Genomic DNA, 18,108 nt, shown 5'->3' with positions numbered 1-18,108 from the left:
CTCAGCCCGGGCCGCCCCCGACGGCACCGACGGGCGCCGCGGCCGTGGACCCGCGCACCACCAGCTCCGGGAGGAAGACGAACTCGCTGTGCGGGGCCGGGGTCCCGCCGATCTCCTCCAGCAGCGCCCGCACCGCCGCCTGGCCCATGGCCGTCACCGGCTGCCGGATCGTGGTGAGCGGCGGATCGGTGAAGGCGATGAGCGGGGAGTCGTCGAAGCCGATGACCGAGACGTCCCCCGGCACCGCGAGGCCGCGCTGCCGGGCCGCGCGGATCGCGCCCAGCGCCATCATGTCGCTGGCGCACACCACGGCGGTGCAGCCCCGCTCCAGCAACGTGGACGCCGCCGCCTGGCCGCCCTCCAGGGTGTAGAGCGAGTGCTGTATGCACGCCTCGGCCTCCGGGCCGCGCACGCCCAGGCGCTCGTCGAGCGAGCGGAGGAACCCCTCGATCTTGCGCTGCACCGGCACGAACCGCGCCGGACCCAGCGCCAGCCCCACCCGCCGGTGGCCCAGCGAGGCCAGGTGCGTCACCGCCAGCCGCATCGCGGCCCGGTCGTCGGGCGAGACGAAGGGCGCCCGCACCTTGGGCGAGAAGCCGTTCACGAGCACGTACGGCACGCCCCGCGCGCGCAGTCGCTCGTAGCGGCGCATGTCGGCGGTGGTGTCGGCGTGCAGCCCGGAGACGTAGATGATGCCCACGACGCCGCGCTCCACCAGCATCTCGGTCAGCTCGTCCTCGGTGGACCCGCCGGGGGTCTGCGTCGCCAGCACCGGTGTGTACCCCTGCCGCGTCAGCGCCTGCGCGATCACCTGGGCGAACGCGGGGAATATGGGGTTCTCCAGCTCCGGCGTGATCAGGCCGACCAGGCCGGCGCTGCGCTGCCGCAGCCGCGCGGGGCGCTCGTACCCGAGCAGGTCGAGTGCCGTCAGGACGGATTCGCGGGTGGCGGCGGCGACTCCGGGCTTGCCGTTGAGCACCCGGCTGACCGTCGCTTCGCTGACCCCCGCCTGGGCTGCGATGTCAGCTAGTCGTGCGGTCACGGAATGGGACTGTACCGCCACGGTGCCGCACTGCCTACTTCGGCCGCCTCCCCTCCCGCCCCCCTCCTGCCCCGCGCCGTCTTCCGGGTCCGCGGGCCCGCGGACCCGGAAGACGGCGCGGGCCCGCCCGTTCCCGTCCGCCGGGGTGCGCGGGGCGCGCTGATGGGCGCTCGGGGCCGCGGGTGCCCGCTATGCCGCTTCTGCTCGGTTGTTCGCGCGCTCGCTCGGAGGAGGTACGGGGGTGCGCGGCGGTCGCGCGAGGATGCAAGCTCTTGCGGAAAACGGCGCAAGATCGGTTGCAGAAAATTGCGGCAAGGTCTTTCGGATCGGTTCCAGCGCTGTTACGTTCCTGGTCAGCCCGGCGCCGCGAGAGTGCGCGGCCCGAGTGGGAGCGGTCAGGGCTCCCCCGCACATCGGGCATATCACCGTGGAGGACTTGAACATGCGGCGTGCTATAGGCACCACCGCCCTGGTGGCGGCGCTCGCTCTTGCGGCAACGGCTTGCGGTGGCGGGGGCGGTGAGGAGGGCGGCGACGCCGCGTCCGGCGAACTGTCCGGCACCGTCACCTTCTGGGACACCTCGAACGACGCGGAGAAGGCCACCTTCCAGCGGATCGCCGAGGACTTCGAGAACAAGCACCCCGGGGTCGACGTCGAGTACGTCAACATCGGCTTCGACAACGCCCAGAACAAGTTCAAGGACGCGGCCAACGCGGGCGAGGCCCCCGAGGTGATGCGGACCGAGGTCGCCTGGGTCTCCGACTTCGCCAGCCTCCAGATCATCGAGCCGCTGGACGACCTGGCCGACGACGCGGGCGACCACGTGCCGCAGGCCTGGGGCAGCACCCAGTACGACGGCCGGACCTACGCGCTCCCGCAGGTCATCGACACCCTCGCGCTGTTCTACAACAAGCGGATTCTCGACGAGGCCGGCGTCGAGGCGCCCTCCTCGATCGCGGAGCTGAAGGACTCGGCCGCCGCCATCGAGAAGACCGGCGCGACCCCCTTCTACCTGCGCGGGGACGACGCCTACTGGTTCCTGCCCTACCTCTACGGCGAGGGCGGCGACCTGGTGGACGCCCAGGCGCGCGAGGTCACCGTCGACGACCCGGCGGGCGCCGCCGCCTTCGCCACCGTCGAGGACCTGCTGGACTCCGGCGTGGCGACCACCGACATCAACGACGGCTACGCCAACCAGCAGAAGGCCTTCAACAACGGCGAGGCCGCCATGATCGTCGACGGACCGTGGGCCATCGCCGGCACCCTGGCCGGCGCGGAGTTCAAGGACGACCCGGACAACCTCGGCGTCGCCCCGGTACCGGCGGGCAGCGAGGACCAGGGCGCCCCACAGGGCGGCTGGAACCTCTCGGTCTACGCGGGGACCGCCCCCGAGAACATGGACGCGGCCAAGGAGTTCGCCCGGTACATGTCCTCGGCCGAGGTGCAGCAGCGCACCACCGAGGAGCTGAGCCTGCTGCCGACGCGCACCTCCGTCTACGAGGAGCCCTCGGTCCAGGAGAACCAGATGGTGCGGTTCTTCAAGCCCGCCGTGGACAAGGCCGTGCAGCGCGCCTGGATTCCGGAGGCCGCCGGCTTCTTCGACCCGCTGAAGGAGCAGCTCGCCCGGGTCGTCAAGGACGCGGCCACGCCCGAGGAGGCCGCCGAGTCCACCGGCGAGGCGTACCGCGAGCTGCTGCCGGACTGGAAGTGAGGGCACCGGCCGGGCAGGACACGAGGAAAGGCTGACTGAACGACCATGGCAGTCGAGACCGGCCGACCGGCGCAGCCGGCCGCGAGCGGTGGACCCACCGCCCGCGGCCGCGGGCGCGGGGCCGACGTGAGGAAACCCGCACGGGCGCGCCGGGTGCTGAGCACCCACTGGTACGCCTGGGCCATGATCGCTCCGGTGGTGCTCGTCCTCGGTGTGATCATCGGCTTCCCGCTGCTCCGCGGCGTCTACCTGTCGCTGACGAACGCCGACGAGCGCAACGTCGGCCGCACCATCGGCGCCCGCACCCTGGAGCCCACCTACGAGTTCGTCGGGCTGGACAACTACGTCGAGGTGCTCACCGGCGACGTCTTCTGGGGGCGGCTGGCCTGGACGGTCGTGTGGACCGTGGCCTGCGTCAGCCTCACCTTCCTCATCGGCCTGGCCCTGGCCAACATGCTCAACCGCGCGGTGCGCGGCCGCACGCTCTACCGCATCGCGCTGATCCTGCCCTGGGGCATCCCCGCGTTCGTCTCCGTCTTCGCCTGGCGCCTGCTCTTCGCCGGGGACGGGATGTTCAACGCGGTGCTCACCGGCGGCGGCATCGAGGGCGTCGACTGGCTGGAGCACCCCACCTGGGCCAAGCTGGCCGTCATCACCGTCAACATCTGGATCGGCGTGCCGTTCATGCTCGTCGCCACCCTGGGCGCCCTGCAGTCCGTCCCGGGCGAGCTGTACGAGGCCGCCGAGATGGACGGCGCCGGGCCCTGGCAGCGATTCCGCAACATCACGGTGCCCGGCATCCGCTCCGTCAGCGCCACGGTGATCCTGCTCAGCACCATCTGGACGTTCAACATGTTCCCGGTGATCTTCCTGCTCACCGGCGGCGGCCCCTACGGCTCGTCGGAGATCCTGGTCACCGAGGCGTTCAACCTCGCCTTCGTGCGCAGTCCGCGCGACTTCGCGACCTCGGCCACCTGGGGCGTGCTGATCCTGCTCCTCCTGGTCGCCTTCGCGGTCCTCTACCGCCGTTCGCTCCGCAAGCAGGGAGAGGTGTGGTGACGAAGATGCCGGACCACGCAGTGCAGCAGCCGTCCACCCGGACCCGGGACGAGGCGCTGGAGAAGGTGCCCGCCACCCCGGCCAGGGCCGTGCCCGTGACGCCGCCCGCCCGGCCCGGGCGCCGGGTGCGCCGGCGCGGCGAGCGCGCCCCGCTGGCCTCGGTGGGCCTGCACCTGGGGCTGGCGCTGGCCACCGCCGTCGCCGTCCTCCCGCCGCTGTGGCTGCTGGTGACCTCCTTCAAGCCCAAGCACGAGGCCTTCACACTGGATCCGGTGAAGGACTTCACTCTCGACAACTACACCCACGTCCTGGGGGCGACCGAGTTCGTCACCTGGTTCGGCAACTCGGTGTTCGTGGTCGTGCTCACCGTGGTCCTGGGCGTCTTCATCTCCTCCACCACCGGCTACGCCCTCAGCCGCTTCCGCTTCCCCGGCATGCGCCCGCTGCTGTGGACGCTGCTCGTCACGCAGATGTTCCCGATGGCGGTGCTCATCGTGCCGCTGTACAACCTGATGGCGCGGATGGGGCTGCTGAACCAGCCCGTCGGCCTGGTGATCACCTACCTCACCATCGCGGTGCCCTTCTGCGCCTGGATGATGAAGGGGTTCTTCGACACCATCCCCATCTCCATCGACGAGTCCGGGCGGGTGGACGGGCTGACCCCGTTCGGCACCTTCTGGCGCCTGATCATGCCCCTGGCCAAGCCCGGCCTGGCCGTCACCGGTTTCTACAGCTTCGTCACGGCCTGGGCCGAAGTCGCCTACGCGTCGGCGTTCATGACCGGTGAGGACAAGCTCACCCTCGCCCGGGGCCTGCAGACGTTCGTCAACCAGTACACCCAGGACTGGGGCTCCATGACGGCCGCCGCGGTGCTCATCGCGGTGCCCGCCGCCCTCGTCTTCGGATTCGCGCAGCGCTACCTGATCTCCGGGATGACCGCCGGAGCCGTCAAGTCCTGAGCGGGCGCCCGCCCGCCTCCGCTCGCCACTACACACCAGGGATGACATGACCAAGCACCTCGCCGCACCCACGACCGGCGCCGCCGCAGCGAGCGACCGCCCCGGCTGGTGGCGCGACGCCGTCATCTACCAGGTCTACCCGCGCTCCTTCGCCGACGGCAACGGGGACGGCATGGGCGACCTGCCCGGCATCCGCCGCCGGCTGCCCTACCTGGCCGAACTCGGGGTGGACGCCGTCTGGCTGAGCCCCTTCTACGCCTCCCCGCAGGCCGACGCCGGCTACGACGTCTCCGACTACCGGGCCATCGACCCGATGTTCGGCGAGCTGGGCGACGCCGAGGCCCTCATCCGGGACGCCCACGGCCTGGGCCTGCGCGTCATCGTCGACCTCGTGCCCAACCACTCCTCCGACCAGCACGAGTGGTTCCAGCGCGCGCTGCGGGAGGGGCCGGGCTCGCCGCTGCGCGCGCGCTACCACTTCCGCCCCGGCAGGGGGGAGCGGGGCGAGGAGCCGCCCAACGACTGGGAGTCCATCTTCGGCGGCCCCGCCTGGACGCGCGCGAAGAACCCCGACGGCACGCCGGGGGAGTGGTACCTGCACCTGTTCGCCCCCGAGCAGCCGGACTTCAACTGGGACCACCCGGCCGTGCGCGACGAGTTCCGCTCGGTGCTGCGCTTCTGGCTGGACCTGGGCGTGGACGGCTTCCGCATCGACGTCGCGCACGGGATGGTCAAGGCGCCCGGCCTGCCCGACATGGGCCACGGGGAGCAGCTCAAGCTGCTGGGCAACCAGGTGCTGCCCTTCTTCGACCAGGACGGCGTGCACGAGATCTACCGCTCCTGGCGGCTGATCCTGGACGAGTACGGCGGCGACCGCATCGGCGTCGCCGAGGCGTGGACGCCCAGCGCCGACCGCACCGCCCTGTACCTGCGCCCGGACGAGCTGCACCAGGCGTTCAACTTCCACTACCTGAACACCGGTTGGGACGCGGTCGCGCTGCGCGCCGTGATCGACGAGTCGCTGGGCTCCCTGCGCCCGGTGGGCGCCGCGACCACCTGGGTGCTGTCCAACCACGACGTCGTGCGCCACCGCACCCGGCTCGGCGGCGGCCTGCCCCGGGCCCGCGCGGCGACGCTGCTGATGCTCGCGCTGCCCGGCTCCGCCTACGTCTACCAGGGCGAGGAACTGGGCCTGCCGGAAGTCACCGACCTGCCCGACGAGGTGCGCCAGGACCCCTCGTTCGCGAAGTCCGACGGCCAGGACGGGCTGCGCGACGGCTGCCGCGTGCCGATCCCGTGGACCCGGGGCGGCACCTCCCACGGCTTCGGGGAGGGCGGGAGCTGGCTGCCGCAGCCGGAGGGGTGGGGCGAGCTGAGCGTCGAGGCGCAGACCGGCGACCCCGACTCCACGCTGGAGCTGTACCGCACCGCGCTGCGGCTGCGCCGCGAGCACCCGGACCTGGGTGCCGGGGACGCGGTGCGGTGGCTGGACGCACCCGAGGGCGTCGTCGCCTTCCGGCGCGGCGCGTTCGTGTGCGCCGCCAACACCACCGGGCGCCCCGCCCCCTTCCCGGCGCCGCCGGGCCGGGTGCTGCTGACCAGCGGCCCCTACGGCGGTGGCGACCTGCCCGCCGACACCACCGTGTGGTGGTCCGCGTGAGCGTCACCGAGCCGGGCGCGGCGACCCTGCCCGCCCGGCTCGCCGACCTCGCGGCGCAGGCCGAGGTCAGCGAGGCCACGGTCAGCCGGGTGCTGAACGGCAAGGCGGGGGTGGCGGCCGGGACCCGGCAGAAGGTGCTGGCCGCGCTGGACGTGCTCGGCTACGAGCGCCCGGTGCGGCTGCGGCAGCGCAGCGCGGGGCTGGTGGGCCTGGTCATCCCGGAGCTGACCAACCCCATCTTCCCCGCGTTCGCCCAGGTCATCGAGCAGGCCCTCGCGGGCTACGGGTACACCCCGGTGCTGGGCACGCAGATGCCCGGCGGCGTCACCGAGGACGAGCTGGTGGACCAGCTCGTCGAGCGCGGCGTCACCGGCGTCATCTTCATGTCGGGCCTGCACGCCGACCTCGCCGCCGACCCGGCCCGCTACGCGCGGCTGGCCGGGCGCGGCGTGCCGTTCGTGCTCATCAACGGCTACAACGCGCGCGTCGACGGCACCTTCGTCTCCCCGGACGACGCCGCCGCCGCGCGCATGGCCGTGCGCCACCTCGCCGACCTGGGCCACCGGCGGGTCGGGCTGGCCGTCGGCCCGAACCGCTTCGTGCCCTCGCTGCGCAAGGCCGACGGGTTCACGGCCGCCGTCGCCGAGGCCGGTCTCACCGGGCACGTGCGGCACACCCTGTTCACCGTCGAGGGCGGCCACGCGGCGGCCGGCGCGCTGCTGGACGCGGGCTGCACCGGCGTCGTCTGCGGGTCCGACCTGATGGCGCTCGGCGCCGTGCGCGCCGCCCGGGCCCGCGGCCTGGACGTGCCGGGGGAGGTGTCCGTGGTGGGCTACGACGACTCCGAGCTCATCGCCTTCACCGACCCGCCACTGACCACGGTCCGGCAGCCGGTGCGCGCCATGGCCCACGCGGCGGTGCAGTCCCTGCTGGAAGAGGTCGGCGGCAACCCCGTCCAGCGCACGGAGTTCGTCTTCCAGCCGGAGCTGGTGGTCCGCGCCTCGACGTCCCTGGCCCCCGACCGCTGACACCCCGGCCCGGGCCGGGGGACGCCGGCGCCCCCCGCGCCGGTGCCGCCCGCGGTCCCGGGCCGGGCGCACCGCGCGGCGGGCGCGTCCGGCGGGGGACGCGGCGCGCGCCGCGGGCCGGGGCGCCGGAGGCCACCCCGCGGGCGCGCCGCCGCACGCCCGCGGGGTGAGTTCCCCACGCCGCCCACCGCGGCCCGCGCGGCGCGTACGGGTCCCGCCCTAGCCGGCCTGCCACAGCGCCGGGGCGTTCGGCGGCTCCCAGCCCGGCTGGGCGGTGTGGCCCTGGCGGCAGACGTAGCCGCGGCCGCCGTAGGTCACCTTGTCCCCGGGCCGGTAGGCGGTGCCCACCGCCCACGTGCCGCCGGGCGGCGTCGGCTCGGGCCCCGGCCCGCCGTCGTCGGGCACGTTCAGCACGAAGTCGAAGGACGCCTCCCGGCCGCCGCCCGCGTTGCGCACGGTCATCAGCAGCCGCGGGTCGTACAGCGAGTCCGTGCCGTTGCGCGGCTCCCCGGGGAAGTAGAGCTGCGTGGTCAGCACCGGCCGGTTCGGGGCCTGGAGCTTGACGTGCAGGTGCCGGGTGCGGCCCGGGTACAGCCCCGGCACGATCGTGGTGAGGGTGAACGCGCCGTCCGCCCCGGTGAACTGGTGGCCGCGGAACCGGTACCCGACGTTGTCGTAGGCCCCGTTGGCGTCGGCCTGCCAGAAGTCCAGCAGCACGCGGTCGAGCGCCTGGCAGCCCAGCCCGAACACGTACCCGGTGACGGTCAGCGGCGTGCCGGGGGTGCCCGGCTGCACCAGGTTGGTCCGGCGCGGGGAGTTGGGCTTGAAGTAGGGGCCCTCCATCTGCGGCGGCGTCGGGTCGTCGCCGTCGTCGCACATCGGGGTGGGCTCCAGGGTCTGGCCGCTGGAGCCCAGGCCGCGGGCCAGCGCGGGGGCCCCGGTCAGCAGGGCCGGCGCGGCCACACCGGCCGCGAGCGCCGCACGGAGCACCGTCTTGCGGCTGGGGTGGGCGGTGCCGCTCGGGCCGCTGGGTGTCTCGCCGTCCATGGCTGCTCCTCGTGGGGGGTGCTGGGGTGACGGCGAAGACGCTACGCAGACGGCTCGGGGCGGGCGATGGACTCGACGCGGTGGTCGTGGTGAATATCGCCGCCGCGCCGGAAGTCGCCCGGGCTCAGGCCCGTCTCCCGGCGGAAGAAGCGGCAGAAGTACGCCGGGTCGGCCACCCCGACCCGGGCGGCCACCTGGCGCACCGTCAGCTCCGTGCGCACCAGCAGCCGCTTCGCCTCGTGCACCCGCGCCGCCCGCACGAGCTGCCCCGGCGTCCGCCCCGTCGCCGTCTTGACGGCTTCGGCCAGGTACCCGGTGCTCACCCCCAGCTCGTCCGCGCAGCGGCGCACCGACCACAGCGCCGGGTCGACGCGCGTGAGCAGCGCGGTGAACCCCTCCGCCAGCGTGCGCGGCCGGCCCGCGCCCGGGCCGGGCGGCGGCGCCGTCACCCGCGCGGCGCGCACCACCAGCACGTGCAGCAGCGCCGCCAGCACGCTGGCGAACCCCTCGGCGCCGCGCCGGTACTCCTCGTCCAGCTCGGCCAGCACGCGCCGCAGGTCGGTGTCGGCGCGCGCGTCCAGGTCCACCCACGGGCGCTCGGCCAGCCGCCGCAGCACCTCCCGGTCTCCGGGGTGGTCCAGCAGGAAGTCCTCGGTGAACAGCACGACGGTGCCCTCAAGACCCGCCGCGTCCTCCCAGTGGTGCACCTGGCCGGGGGCGATGACGCCCAGGTGCGGTGGCCGCAGCGGCCACCGGGCGACGTCGATGACGTGGTGCCCGGTGCCGCCGGTCACGTGCAGGATCTCGTAGAAGGTGTGCCGGTGCGGGAAGGCCGCCCGGGACAGCGGGCCGATGGTGTCGAACGTGCCGATCGCGAAGGGCAGGACGTTGGGCATCGGCACCGCCAGCCGGTGCATGGGCAGCGCGCCGTCCCCGCCCGCCGCGTCGCAGGCCGTCCCCGGTAAGACAGTGGTCCCGCGCATCGTCCGCTCCTCCCGTCAGGTACAGACCAATGGACGCGGCCCACCATGGCACGGCCACCGCCCCGGCGGAACAGCGTCACCCGCCCCGCTCCCGCACCCGCGCCGCCGTCGTGCGCGGCCGTGTGCGGGGGGCGGTCGGGGAGCGGCCGCGTCGGCGGTCGCTCCCCGCCGGGCGGGGCGGGCCGAACGCCTCGGCGGCCTCGTCGTAGCGGAGGGCGACGAGGCGGGCGAGCACGTCGTGCGCCCCGAGCGGGGCGGAGACGAGCGCGGCACCGCAGCGCGCGGTGCGGCGGGCGAAGAACCCGGGGCCCAGGAGGTACGCGGCGACGGCGACCCGCGGATGGCCCCGGGCGCGCAGGGCGGCGACGGCCTCGGCGGGGGTGGGCCGGGCGGCGCACAGGTAGGCGGGGACGACGTCGGGCGTGCCGGGGAGGCGGGCGCGCAGCAGGGCGGCCATGGCGGCGGTGTCCGCGTTGGCACCGGCGTCGGTGGAGCCCGCCGCCGCCAGGACCACCGGATGGCCGCCGCGCCACCCGGCGCCGTGGAGGCGGTCGGTGAGGACGTCGGCCAGCAGCGGGTGCGGGCCGAGGGCGCGGGCGACCCGGGCGCGCACGTGCGGCGCGTCGGCGAGGGCGTCGGGGATGTCGGTGCGCAGGTGGTAGCCGGTGCCCAGGAGCAGCGGCACGAGCACCACGTCCCCGCTGAGCCGGGCCAGCGCGTCCGGCAGGGACGGAGCGGCCAGGTCGAGGAAGCACCGCTCCACGCGCAGCTTGGGGCGGAGCGCGCGGACCCGCGCGAGCAGCGCCTCGGTCACCGCGGCCCCGCGGGCGTCACGCGTGCCGTGTGCGACGGCGAGGAGGGACGGCGGCGCGGCGGGCGCCCCGGCCGGGGCCGTCACGACGCCGCCAGGCGGTAGCCGCGCTTGGGCACGGTCTCGATCAGGCGGCCGTGGGGCCCGAGCGCGGCGCGCAGCCGGGCGACCGCGGCTTCGACGGCGTGCTCGTCCGCGTCCGTGTCCGCCCAGACCCGGCGCAGCAGGTCCGGGCGGGAGCGCACCCGGCCGGGCCGCTCGGCCAGCGCGCGCAGCAGCGCCGCGCCCCGGGAGGAGAGCCAGCGGCTCTCCCCGTCGGCCAGGAGCGCGCTGCCCTGGAGGATCAGGACACGGCCGGCGAGACGGAGTTCCCGGCGGCCACGCGGGGGCAGCGTCTGGGTCAGGACGCGGACCAGCGCGCCCAGCCGACCGCGCTCGGGCCACACGACGGGCAGCCCGGCGTCCAGCAGGGGCCGTGCGCACACGGGTCCGACACAGGCCGCCAGCACGTCGCCGGACAGCGCCTCCAGGGCGTGCCGGTACCGCCCCCCGGCCGCCGCCGTCTCCAGGAAGGCGGTGACCGCGGGCGCGCTGGTGAAGGCCAGGGCGTCGACCTCGCGGCGCAGGGTCCGCTCGACCAGGCGCCGGAACGCCCCGGGGTCCTCCGGCGGCGCCCACCGGTAGACGGGGACCGGGACCACCTCCGCGCCCCGCTCCCGCAGGGCCGCGACGAACGCCGTGAGCGGCAGGCCGTGCTCCTGGACCGCGACGCGGCGGCCGGCCAGCGGCCGGCTCAGCAGCCAGGCCAGGAGTTCGTCGGTGGCCTCGCTGCCCGGGGAGTGGGTCTCGGTCAGCCCGCTGGCGCGGACCGCGCCGGTCGCCTTCGGCCCCCGGGTCAGGACGGCGGCGCCCTGGCAGGCGGCGACGAGTGCCCCGCCGCGCCCCCAGCCGTCGGCCGCGCTCATCCACCCGCGCCAGCCGACGCCGGTGGTCGCCACGACGTAGTCCAGGGGCGCGGCCAGGCACGCCTCGGTGGCGTGGCGCAGGGCGGCGTCGTCCTGGAGCGGGATGATGCGCAGAGCCGGTGCCTGGACGACGCGGGCCCCGCGCCGGGTCAGCATCGCGACGAGTTCCTCGCGGCGGCGCGCCGCGGTGACGCCGACGGTGAAGCCGGTCAGCGGGCCCGGCGGCGCGGACGGGACGGAGCTGGCTGGGGTACCCATGAAGGCAGGGTCGATGCGCGCGATGACGGTCGTGTTGCCCCGGTGTCACCGGCGCGTGAGACCACCGCAGCGCGGTGTTACGGCGTGTTTCCCCCACCGCACGCGGCCTCCCGCGCCGGGTGAGGGACCCGTACCGCGGGCGCAACACGGGCGACAACGCGGCGCAACGCCCCGGCGCCAGGGTCGTGGCCATGACGACCGCGACCGATACGCACTGCCCGTACTGCTCGTTGCAGTGCGGTATGCGCCTGGCCACCGACGGCGCACATCCGCAGGTCGTGGCACGGCCCGGCTTCCCCGTCAACCGGGGGGCGCTCTGCGGGAAGGGCCAGTCCGCCGCCGCGCTGCTCGGGCGAGCCGGCCGGCTGACGGCTCCGCTGGTGCGTGAGGGGGGCGCCCTGCGGCCCGCCGGCTGGGACGAGGCGCTGGACCGGGTCGCCCGCGGCTTCGCCGCCCTCCGCCAGACCCACGGCCCCGACGCCGTCGGCGTCTTCGGCGGCGGTGGGCTGACCAACGAGAAAGCCTACCTGCTGGGCAAGTTCGCCCGTGTCGTGCTGCGCACCGCCAACATCGACTACAACGGCCGCTTCTGCATGTCCTCGGCGGCGGCCGGGAACAGGCTCGCCTTCGGCCTGGACCGGGGGCTGCCCTTCCCCCTGGAGGACATCCCGCGGACCGAGTGCCTGATCCTCGTCGGCGGCAACCCGGCGGAGACGATGCCGCCGGCCCTGCGCTACTTCCGCGAGCTGCGGGAGAACGGGGGCACGCTGATCGTGGTCGATCCGCGCCGCACCCGGACCGCCGAGCTGGCCGACCTCCACCTCCAGCCGCTGCCCGGCGGCGACCTGGCGCTCGCCCTCGGCCTGCTGCACGTGCTCATCGCCGACGGCATGGTCGACACCGCCTTCGTCGAGGCGCGGACCAGCGGCTTCGCGCAGGCGCGGGCCGCCGCGATGGCCCAGTGGCCCGAGCGCGTCGAGCGCCTCACCGGTGTCGCGGCGTCCCGGCTGCGGGAGGCGGCGCACCGCTTCGGCCGGGCCGCGACCGGCATGGTGCTCACCGCGCGGGGCCCCGAGCAGCAGAGCAAGGGCACCGACACCGTCAGCGCGTGGATCAACCTCTGCCTGGCGTCGGGCAAGGCCGGGCGGCTCCACTCCGGCTACGGGTGCCTGACCGGGCAGGGCAACGGGCAAGGCGGACGGGAGCACGGCCAGAAGGCGGACCAGCTCCCCGGCTACCGCTCGATCGAGGACCCGCGGGCACGCGAGCACGTCGCCCGGATCTGGGGCGTCACCCCCGAGTCCCTCCCCGGCGCGGGCCGTTCGGCCTACGAACTGCTGGACGGCCTCGGCACCCCCGGCGGCGCGCGGGGGCTGCTGGTGATGGGCTCCAACCCCGTCGTCTCCGCCCCGCGGGCGGCGCACGTGACGCGTCGGCTGCGCTCCCTGGACCTGCTCGTCGTCAGCGATCTGGTGCTCTCCGAGACCGCACGGCTGGCCGACGTCGTCCTGCCCGCCGCCCAGTGGGCCGAGGAGACGGGGACGATGACCACACTCGAAGGCCGGGTGATCCTGCGCCGGCGCGCCGTGGACCCGCCCGAGGGGGTGCGGGACGACCTGTGGCTCCTGGGCGAACTGGCCCGGCGGCTGGGCGTCCGCAGCGGTTTCCCCGACGACGCGGAGGCCGTCTTCGGGGAACTGCGCCGCGCCTCGGCCGGCGGACAGGCGGACTACGCGGGCATCACCTACGCGCGCATCCGCGCCGCGGACGGCGTCTTCTGGCCCTGCCCGGACGAGGACCACCCGGGCACCCCGCGGCTCTTCCTCGACGCCTTCGCCACCCCGGACGGCCGGGCCCGCTTCGTGCCGGTCACCCACCGCCCCGCGGCGGAGGAACCCGACGCGGCCTACCCCCTCCACCTGACCACCGGGCGGGTGCTGGCGCAGTACCAGAGCGGAGCGCAGACCCGGCGCGTGGAGGCGCTCAACGCCGCCGCGCCGGGGCCGTTCGTGGAGCTGCACCCGCTGCTCGCGCGGAAGCTGGCGGTGCGGGAGGGGCAGCCGCTGGCCGTGGTCTCCCGGCGGGGCCGTGCCGTCGCGCCGGCCCGGATCACGGACGCGATCAGACCGGACACGGTGTTCATGCCCTTCCACTGGCCGGGCGCGGGCCGGGCCAACACCCTCACCCACCCCGCTCTCGACCCCACGTCGAAGATGCCCGAGTTCAAGGTCTGCGCGGTGCGCGTGGAGCGGGCCCGGCCCGGCGAGGAGGGCACGACGTGAGCGCGCACCGGATCGCCGTCGTCGGAGCCGGCATGGCCGCGGCCCGTTTCGCCGAGCGCTACCACGCCCGGGGCGGCACCGCCCGGGTCACCCTCTTCGGCGCCGAGACCCGGCCCCCCTACAACCGCGTGCTCCTGGCCGACGTGCTGACCGGGCGTTACGCCCGGGAGGCGATGGCCCTGCCGACCGGCGGCGCCGAGGTGCGGGCGGGGTCGGAGGTCGTGGCCGTGGACCTCACCGCGCGGACGCTGACGCTCGCCGACGGAGGCGCCGAGGGCTGGGACGAGCTCGTCCTCGCGACCGGCGCCAACCCGGTCCTGCCCCCGGTGCGCGGCGTGCGGGACCCCGCCGGCGGCCTGCGCGGCGGCGTGCACGCCGTGCGCACCCTGGACGACTGCGCGCTGCTCGCCGCGGACGCCGGCCGCGCGCGGCGTGCGGTGGTCGTCGGCGGCGGTGTGCTCGGGGTGAGCACCGCACGGGCCCTGGCCGCCCTCGGCCTCGCGGTCGAGATCGTCCACCAGGGGCCGCACCTGGCCGAGCGCCACCTCGACGCCGGCGCCTCGGCCGCGCTGCGGAGCGCACTGCGGCGCCTGGGCGTCGAGTCCTACCCGGGCAACCGCGCCCGCGCCGTCGTGGACGCCGGGAGCGGCCGCGCCGTGGAGCTGGCGAACGGCCACCGCCTGAGCACCGACCTCGTCGTCCTGGCCTGCGGGGCCCGGCCGCGTACCGGGCTCGCCCACGCCACCGGGCTGCGCGTCGGCGGCGGCGTCGTCGTCGACGACCGGCTGGCCGCCTCCGCGCCCGGCGTCCACGCCATCGGGGACTGCGCCGAACACCGGGGCACGGTGTACGGCCTGGCCGGACCGGCGTGGGAGCAGGCCGACGTGCTCGCCGCGCGGCTGTCCGGCGCGGACCCCACCGCCCGCTACCGGGGCTCGCGCCCGCTGGCCCGGCTCACCGCGGGCCCGCTGGAGTACGCGGCCTTCGGCGAGGTGCACCTCGACGCCGAGGACGTGGCCGCCGACCCCCGGCTGCGGGTGCTCCGGCTGGCCGACGCCACGCGGGGCAGCTACAAGAAGCTCGTGCTGCGCGGCGAGCGGCTGGTGGGAGCGGTCCTGTTCGGCGACCTGGCGACCGCGGGCGACCTCGCCCTCGCCCGCGAACGCGACGAACCACTCTTCGATCCGCCCGTCCACCTGCTCACTTCCCACGGAGCCGCCCGATGACGCGTCACGCCACGCTCCCTCCGCCGCCCCGCCGGGCGCGGGATCTCGTCCTCGTCGGCCACGGCATGGTCGGCCAGCGCTTCCTGGAAGCCCTGGTCGACCAGCCCGGGGCCGCCGCCTGGCGGATCACCGTGCTCGCCGAGGAGCCCCGCCCCGCCTACGACCGGGTCCACCTGACCTCGTGGTTTGCCGGCACCGGCGCCGAGGAACTCGCGCTCGCCGCGCCGGGCTTCCTGGCAGACCACGGCATCGACCTGCGCCTGGGAGACCCGGCCGCGGCGATCGACCGCGCCGCGCGGACCGTCACCACGGCCTCCGGCCGGGTGCTGGCCTACGACGCGCTGGTGCTCGCCACGGGCTCCTCCCCCTTCGTGCCGCCGGTCCCCGGCCACGACGCGGCCGGCTGCCACGTCTACCGGACGCTTGAGGACGTGGAGGCGATCAGCGCCGACGCCCGGCGGGCCCGGACCGGCGCCGTCGTCGGCGGCGGACTGCTCGGCCTGGAGGCGGCGGGCGCGCTCACCGCGCTCGGCCTGGAGACCCACGTCGTGGAGTTCGCGCCCCGGCTGATGGCCCTCCAGGTCGACGAGGGCGGCGGCCGGCTGCTGCGCCGCAAGGTCGAGGAGCTGGGCGTCCGCGTGCACACGGGGGCCGCCACCGAGGCCGTCCTCACCGGCGAGGACGGGCGGGTCAGCGGCATGGTGCTCGCCGACGGGCGGGAGCTGCGGACCGATCTGGTGGTCTTCTCGGCGGGGGTGCGCCCGCGCGACGAGCTGGCCCGGGGCAGCGGCCTCGCGGTCGGCGAGCGCGGTGGCGTCGCCGTCGACGAGCACTGCCGCACCTCCGACCCCTGCGTCTACGCGATCGGGGAGTGCGCGCGGGCCGCGGACGGCCGGGTCTACGGCCTGGTCGCCCCCGGGTACGCCATGGCGGAGACCGCCGCCCGCGCGCTGGCGGGAACGCCGGGCGAACGGGACGTCTTCACCGGTGCGGACACCTCGACCCAGCTCAAGCTGCTCGGCGTCGAGGTCGCCAGCTTCGGCGACGCCCACGGGGCGGCCGAGGGCGCCCTCGACGTCGTCTACAGCGACAGCCGCTCCGGTGTCTACAAGAAGCTGGTCGTCGGAGGGGACGGCCGCCTGCTCGGCGGCGTGCTCGTCGGCGACACCGAGTCCTACGGCCGGCTGCGCCCGCTGGCGGCCGGTGGCGAGCCGCTGCGGACGCCCCCCGAGCAGTTGGTGCTGCCCGCCGCCCTCGGCTCCGCGGGAGCGGACGTGCCGCCCGAGGACGCGGTGGTCTGCTCCTGCCACAACGTGAGCCGGGGGCGCGTCCGGGAGGCCGTCCGCGAGCAGGGCTGCGTGACCGTCCCCGAGGTCAGGAAGTGCACCCGGGCGGGGACGGGGTGCGGAAGCTGCGTCCCCGCCCTGGGCGCCCTCGTCGCCGAGGAGCTGGAAGCCGGGGGCGCCGGCGTCGACACGCGCCTGTGCGAGCACTTCGCGCACACCCGGGCGGAGCTCTACGAGATCGTGCGGATCACCGGGATCACGTCCTTCTCCGCCCTGGTCGACGGGCACGGCACCGGCGAGGGGTGCGAGGTCTGCAAACCCGTCGTCGCCTCGATCCTGGCCGGCCTCGACGACGGGCACGTCCTGGACGGGGAGCGGGCGGCGCTGCAGGACACCAACGACCACGTCCTGGCCAACCTCCAGCGCAACGGATCCTACTCGGTGGTGCCGCGCGTGCCGGGCGGTGAGATCACCCCGGCCGGGCTGATCGCCATCGGGGAGATCGCCCGTGACTTCGGCCTCTACACGAAGATCACCGGTGGCCAGCGCATCGACCTCCTGGGCGTCGCCGTCGACCAGTTGCCCCTGGTCTGGCGGCGGCTGGTGGACGCCGGCTTCGAGTCCGGTCACGCCTACGGCAAGTCGCTGCGCACGGTGAAGTCCTGCGTCGGCGAGACGTGGTGCCGGTACGGCGTGCAGGACTCGGTGGGCCTCGCGATCGAACTGGAGCTGCGCTACCGGGGGCTGCGTTCGCCGCACAAGCTGAAGTCCGCCGTCTCCGGCTGCGCGCGCGAGTGCGCCGAGGCGCGGGGGAAGGACTTCGGGATCATCGCCACCTCCTCCGGCTGGAACCTCTACGTCGGCGGCAACGGCGGCACCACGCCGCGCCACGCCGACCTGCTCGCGGCCGACCTGGACCGGGAGACCCTGATCCGGACCATCGACCGGTTCCTGATGTACTACATCCGCACCGCGGACCGGCTGGAGCGGACCTCCGCCTGGCTGGAGCGCGTCGAGGGCGGCCTGGACCACGTGCGGGCGGTCGTGATGGACGACGCCCTCGGCATCTGCGCGGAGCTGGACGCGCTGATGGAGCGCCACGTCGACGGCTACCGGGACGAGTGGCGCGCGGTGCTGGAGGACCCCGAGCGGCTGCGCCGCTTCGCGTCCTTCGTCAACGCCCCCGGCACGCCCGACCCCGCCGTCACGTTCGTCCCGGAACGGGGTCAGATCCGCCCGGCCCGACCCGGCGAGCGGGGGCTGGCCCGCACCCCGGCGCTGGTCGCCGGCCCCGGTCTGGAGGTGCGTACCGCATGACCGGTGACGTGGAGGTCTTCGACGGCGCGAACTGGACGCGAATCTGCGCCTACCGGGACCTGACGCCGGGGCGCGGGGTGGCCGTGCTCACCGCGAGCGGCGACCAGGTGGCGGTCTTCCGCGACCGCGCCGGGGCGGTGTACGCGGTCGACAACCGCGACCCCTTCAGCGGCGCGCACGTGATCTCGCGGGGCATCCTGGGCAGCCGCGACGGCGCCCCGACGGTGGCGTCGCCGATGTACAAGCACGTCTTCGACCTGCGCGACGGCCGCTGCGTGGACGAGGACACCGCCCCCGACGGCACCCCGGCGGTGCTGCGGGTCTGGCCCCTGCGCGGCGGAGCCGGGGCGGCGGCACCGCCCGCCGGAGGCGGCGTGCGCGAGCCGTAGCACGGCCGGGCCCCGCGCCGGCGCCCGCCTTGAGCGCGCCGCCCCCCCGTCACCGGCACGACCTCCCCCCTTCCCTCCTTCCCCC

At 75.4% G+C, this 18,108-nt stretch carries 14 protein-coding genes; 9 read left to right on the top strand and 5 right to left on the bottom strand.

The window, feature by feature from the left end; all coding sequences use genetic code 11:
- Position 1: 1 nt before the first annotated feature.
- Positions 2 to 1,042: a LacI family DNA-binding transcriptional regulator gene (locus OSB71_RS02590; protein ID WP_265943678.1), complete on the bottom strand. Its 1,041-nt coding sequence runs from the start codon at positions 1,040 to 1,042 to the stop codon at positions 2 to 4.
- A gap of 442 nt (positions 1,043 to 1,484) precedes the next feature.
- Here OSB71_RS02590 and OSB71_RS02585 point away from each other — a divergent pair, with 442 nt between their 5' ends.
- From OSB71_RS02585 to OSB71_RS02565, 5 genes are read left to right on the top strand one after another with little or no spacing between them, the layout of a single operon-like run.
- Positions 1,485 to 2,753 carry an extracellular solute-binding protein gene (locus OSB71_RS02585; protein ID WP_265943676.1) on the top strand — a complete coding sequence of 423 codons (1,269 nt, stop codon included), beginning with the start codon at positions 1,485 to 1,487 and terminating at the stop codon, positions 2,751 to 2,753.
- A gap of 45 nt (positions 2,754 to 2,798) precedes the next feature.
- Positions 2,799 to 3,812 carry a carbohydrate ABC transporter permease gene (locus OSB71_RS02580; protein WP_265943674.1) on the top strand — a complete coding sequence of 338 codons (1,014 nt, stop codon included), beginning with the start codon at positions 2,799 to 2,801 and terminating at the stop codon, positions 3,810 to 3,812.
- Positions 3,813 to 3,817: 5 nt separating this feature from the next.
- Positions 3,818 to 4,771 carry a sugar ABC transporter permease gene (locus OSB71_RS02575; RefSeq protein WP_265943672.1) on the top strand — a complete coding sequence of 318 codons (954 nt, stop codon included), beginning with the start codon at positions 3,818 to 3,820 and terminating at the stop codon, positions 4,769 to 4,771.
- Positions 4,772 to 4,817: 46 nt separating this feature from the next.
- Positions 4,818 to 6,431: a glycoside hydrolase family 13 protein gene (locus OSB71_RS02570; RefSeq protein WP_265943670.1), complete on the top strand. Its 1,614-nt coding sequence runs from the start codon at positions 4,818 to 4,820 to the stop codon at positions 6,429 to 6,431.
- Positions 6,428 to 7,459 (top strand): LacI family DNA-binding transcriptional regulator, encoded by a 1,032-nt coding sequence (locus tag OSB71_RS02565; protein WP_265943669.1) that lies wholly within the window; start codon positions 6,428 to 6,430, stop codon positions 7,457 to 7,459. Before OSB71_RS02570 ends, OSB71_RS02565 begins: the two co-directional genes overlap by 4 nt.
- A 219-nt stretch (positions 7,460 to 7,678) precedes the next feature.
- Here OSB71_RS02565 and OSB71_RS02560 read toward each other — a convergent pair whose 3' ends face one another.
- The 4 genes from OSB71_RS02560 to OSB71_RS02545 all read right to left on the bottom strand — a co-directional run bounded on the left by OSB71_RS02560 (position 7,679) and on the right by OSB71_RS02545 (position 11,523).
- A complete protein-coding gene (locus OSB71_RS02560) occupies positions 7,679 to 8,506 on the bottom strand; it encodes a dioxygenase family protein (RefSeq protein ID WP_265943667.1) in 828 nt (275 codons plus the stop codon).
- Positions 8,507 to 8,547: 41 nt separating this feature from the next.
- Positions 8,548 to 9,489, bottom strand: a complete 942-nt coding sequence (locus OSB71_RS02555) for a helix-turn-helix transcriptional regulator (RefSeq protein WP_265943665.1) — start codon at positions 9,487 to 9,489, stop codon at positions 8,548 to 8,550.
- A 76-nt stretch (positions 9,490 to 9,565) separates the two neighbouring features.
- Positions 9,566 to 10,387 (bottom strand): sirohydrochlorin chelatase, encoded by an 822-nt coding sequence (locus OSB71_RS02550; protein ID WP_265943663.1) that lies wholly within the window; start codon positions 10,385 to 10,387, stop codon positions 9,566 to 9,568.
- Complete coding sequence (locus OSB71_RS02545) at positions 10,384 to 11,523, bottom strand: uroporphyrinogen-III synthase (protein ID WP_265943661.1); 1,140 nt, start codon at positions 11,521 to 11,523, stop codon at positions 10,384 to 10,386. Before OSB71_RS02545 ends, OSB71_RS02550 begins: the two co-directional genes overlap by 4 nt.
- A 191-nt stretch (positions 11,524 to 11,714) precedes the next feature.
- Between OSB71_RS02545 and OSB71_RS02540 the strand changes: the two genes are divergently transcribed.
- Genes OSB71_RS02540 through nirD form a run of 4 tightly spaced genes read left to right on the top strand, consistent with a single transcriptional unit; the run spans position 11,715 to position 18,023 of the window.
- A complete protein-coding gene (locus OSB71_RS02540; protein WP_265943659.1) occupies positions 11,715 to 13,805 on the top strand; it encodes a molybdopterin oxidoreductase family protein in 2,091 nt (696 codons plus the stop codon).
- Positions 13,802 to 15,031, top strand: a complete 1,230-nt coding sequence (locus OSB71_RS02535) for an NAD(P)/FAD-dependent oxidoreductase (protein ID WP_265943657.1) — start codon at positions 13,802 to 13,804, stop codon at positions 15,029 to 15,031. The genes OSB71_RS02540 and OSB71_RS02535 overlap by 4 nt, the downstream gene beginning before the upstream one ends.
- A complete protein-coding gene (nirB, locus tag OSB71_RS02530) occupies positions 15,028 to 17,634 on the top strand; it encodes a nitrite reductase large subunit NirB (RefSeq protein ID WP_265943655.1) in 2,607 nt (868 codons plus the stop codon). The genes OSB71_RS02535 and nirB overlap by 4 nt, the downstream gene beginning before the upstream one ends.
- Positions 17,631 to 18,023, top strand: coding sequence for a nitrite reductase small subunit NirD (gene nirD, locus OSB71_RS02525; RefSeq protein ID WP_265943653.1), 393 nt, complete (start codon positions 17,631 to 17,633; stop codon positions 18,021 to 18,023). Before nirB ends, nirD begins: the two co-directional genes overlap by 4 nt.
- Positions 18,024 to 18,108: the final 85 nt, after the last annotated feature.

Origin of the sequence: Streptomyces marinisediminis (assembly GCF_026262575.1) — a bacterium.
Lineage (GTDB): Bacteria > Actinomycetota > Actinomycetes > Streptomycetales > Streptomycetaceae > Streptomyces > Streptomyces marinisediminis.
The sequence above is the reverse complement of the archived record's forward strand: the minus strand, read 5'-3'. Positions and strand labels throughout refer to the sequence as shown.

Excerpts from the sequence above, each read along its gene's own strand:
- OSB71_RS02585 (WP_265943676.1), top strand. The coding sequence starts at position 1,485 with ATGCGGCGTGCTATAGGCACCACCGCCCTGGTGGCGGCGCTCGCTCTT.
- OSB71_RS02580 (WP_265943674.1), top strand. The coding sequence starts at position 2,799 with ATGGCAGTCGAGACCGGCCGACCGGCGCAGCCGGCCGCGAGCGGTGGA.
- OSB71_RS02575 (WP_265943672.1), top strand. The coding sequence starts at position 3,818 with ATGCCGGACCACGCAGTGCAGCAGCCGTCCACCCGGACCCGGGACGAG.
- OSB71_RS02570 (WP_265943670.1), top strand. The coding sequence starts at position 4,818 with ATGACCAAGCACCTCGCCGCACCCACGACCGGCGCCGCCGCAGCGAGC.
- OSB71_RS02560 (WP_265943667.1), bottom strand. The coding sequence starts at position 8,506 with ATGGACGGCGAGACACCCAGCGGCCCGAGCGGCACCGCCCACCCCAGC.
- OSB71_RS02555 (WP_265943665.1), bottom strand. The coding sequence starts at position 9,489 with ATGCGCGGGACCACTGTCTTACCGGGGACGGCCTGCGACGCGGCGGGC.
- OSB71_RS02545 (WP_265943661.1), bottom strand. The coding sequence starts at position 11,523 with ATGGGTACCCCAGCCAGCTCCGTCCCGTCCGCGCCGCCGGGCCCGCTG.
- OSB71_RS02540 (WP_265943659.1), top strand. The coding sequence starts at position 11,715 with ATGACGACCGCGACCGATACGCACTGCCCGTACTGCTCGTTGCAGTGC.
- nirB (WP_265943655.1), top strand. The coding sequence starts at position 15,028 with ATGACGCGTCACGCCACGCTCCCTCCGCCGCCCCGCCGGGCGCGGGAT.
- nirD (WP_265943653.1), top strand. The coding sequence starts at position 17,631 with ATGACCGGTGACGTGGAGGTCTTCGACGGCGCGAACTGGACGCGAATC.